The sequence below is a fragment of the Ralstonia flatus genome (assembly GCF_958439105.1).
GTDB classification, from domain to species: Bacteria; Pseudomonadota; Gammaproteobacteria; order Burkholderiales; family Burkholderiaceae; genus Ralstonia; species Ralstonia flatus.
This window is the reverse complement of the sequence record NZ_CAUDLI010000021.1, coordinates 1-2,403: the sequence shown is the minus strand read 5'-3', so window position 1 is coordinate 2,403 and position 2,403 is coordinate 1. Positions and strand designations below refer to the sequence as shown.

Here is a 2,403-nt window from a genome sequence, read left to right as displayed (position 1 = left end):
CTTGTGCGACGTGACAGTCGCGTAGTTCGTTGTTTTGCCGTTGAAGTCTGACGGAAGAAAACCGGGCGTTCCGTCGCCCGTAGCCTATCGGTGCATGCAGTGCTGGCAACGGCTTTGTGTGAAGCCACCGAGACAATGGAGCCCGGCGTAAGCCACGTCGAGGTCGTGAGACCAAGGCGCCTCTGCAAGTGTCGATGCGGAGGGGGCGCTAGGCTGAATGGCAAGGTTAAGAAAACTGAATCGCCGATAAACATCGTCACTACCAAGAGGCCAAAGACACTGACAGGCCTTACCCAAAAATGGGAACGTGGCTTGGTCTGCTCCTGAAGTACTGGGGCAGCGCGGACAAAGACGCCACCGGTGAAAAGGCGGAACCTAAACCATTCGTGCGAACGACGCGGAACACGGTAAACCCGTATCGCTGCCCTCGGGGCAGGCCGACCGCAAGGAAGGCTGTTGGTGGTGCGGGCATGGGAGTGCGGAGAAAGCGAAGGCCGTCCTGTAACGGGGTGGATAGAGGTTGCGTCGCAAGACAACATCACTTCACGCGAAAGCGGGCAGACTTCCGCATGGTCTCTCGTCACGAGAGAGTTTGATCAACCTTCCAAGGAGGAAAAGCAGATGACGGTGCGGCAAGTCAGTACTGGTGCGTCCTCCGATCACGCGAGTCATTGGCACGACATTGATTGGGCCAGATGCCACCGTGAGGTTCGAAGGCTCCAGACGCGTATCGTGAAGGCAACGCAGGAAGGCAAACATGGTAAGGCCCGAGCCCTGCAATGGTTGCTGACGCACTCGTTCAGCGGCAAGGCTCTTGCCGTCAAGCGGGTGACTGAGAATCGCGGCAAGAGGACTCCCGGGGTGGACGGCATCACTTGGTCCACGCCGAAGTCCAAACTCGAAGCAGTTTCGTCGCTCAAACGACATGGCTACCGGCCGTGTCCATTGAGGCGGATCTACATCCCGAAGGCCAACGGGAAGCAGCGGCCCCTGGGGATTCCCTGCATGGTTGACCGGGCGCAGCAGGCGTTGTATCTGCTCGCCCTGGAGCCCATTGCAGAGACCATGGCAGACCCCAACTCGTATGGGTTCCGGTCCGCCCGCTCAGCCGCAGACGCGATCGAACAGTGCTTCCGGGCACTGGCAAGGTCCGACTGCGCGCAGTGGATTCTTGAGGCCGACATCCGCAGTTGCTTCGATGAAATCTCACATGACTGGCTGATCGCCAACATCCCGATGGACAAGGCGATTCTGCGAGGATGGTTGAAGGCTGGCTACCTTCATGACCAAGTCCTTTACGCAACGCAGGCGGGTACGCCGCAAGGCGGCATCATCTCGCCCACGTTGATGAACATGACCCTCGATGGGCTAGAGCGAAAACTGCGGGCGCAGGCTCGCAAACGTCACGGCTCGTCCAAGGTTAACATCGTTCGATACGCCGATGACTTCGTCATCACTGGCGCGACGCGGGAAGTCCTCACGGATGTGGTGCGACCCATGGTCGAGCAGTTTCTGGCCGAGCGGGGACTCTCGCTCTCGCCAGAGAAAACTCGGATCACCCACATCGACGATGGATTCGACTTCCTCGGCATGAACGTGCGCAAGTATGGCGGCAAGCTGTTGATCAAGCCCGCCAAGGCGAACGTGCAGCGCTTCCTGCGCAAGCTGAGGGGGATGGTAAAGGGCAGCGCAACGATGCGACACGACTTGCTAATAAGGCAGCTGAACCCTCTGATTCGCGGATGGGCCAACTACTATCAGCGCGTAGTATCGAAACGCACCTTCAGCAAGGTCAGTGATGCAATCTGGCAATGTCTGTGGCGTTGGGCCAGGCGTCGGCACCCGACCAAGGGAGCCCACTGGGTGAAACGCAAGTACTTCCGAGTCGTGGACCATCGACAGTGGGTCTTCGGCACGCAAGTCGGCGAGAAACCCGCCTCGGGCAAGCCTGCCCTGCTCACGCTGTTCGACGTCGCCAGCACGCCAATCCGACGGCACCGAAAGATCAAGGGAGCCGCCAACCCGTTCGACCCGCAATGGGAAAGTTACTTCGAGGCGCGGCTTGGCCACGAGATGATGGATTCATTGGAAGGTCGAAAGCGGCTCATCCGGCTGTGGTGGGATCAGGGCCGCGCGTGCTCGATCTGCTGCCAACCGATTACCAAGACCAGCGGGTGGCGTCTCTTCCATCTGGAACGGGTGACGGAAGGTGGCACTGACGCCATGCGCAACCTGAGCATGCTGCACCCGGACTGCCATGGGATTGCACGTGGCCGTCGATTCTCAGTTGTGAAACCGGCTCCGGCAACGGGGCTTTGAAAGGCTTGAGCCGTATGCGGGGAAACTCGCACGTACGGTTCTTAGGGGGCCGCGTCGCAGCAATGCGGTGCGGCTACCCGACTT

1 protein-coding gene is annotated in these 2,403 nt (G+C 59.7%); it reads left to right on the top strand.

The features are described 5' to 3' along the window. Positions 1-621 precede the first annotated feature (621 nt). The gene (gene ltrA / locus R2676_RS26115; protein WP_154208836.1) at positions 622-2,319 is read left to right on the top strand and encodes a group II intron reverse transcriptase/maturase; all 1,698 of its coding nucleotides are present in this window, start codon (positions 622-624) and stop codon (positions 2,317-2,319) included. The last annotated feature ends 84 nt before the right edge of the window (positions 2,320-2,403 follow it).

What these genes read in the sequence shown, in the direction of transcription:
- ltrA (WP_154208836.1), top strand. Translation starts at nt 622, where the DNA reads ATGACGGTGCGGCAAGTCAGTACTGGTGCGTCCTCCGATCACGCGAGT.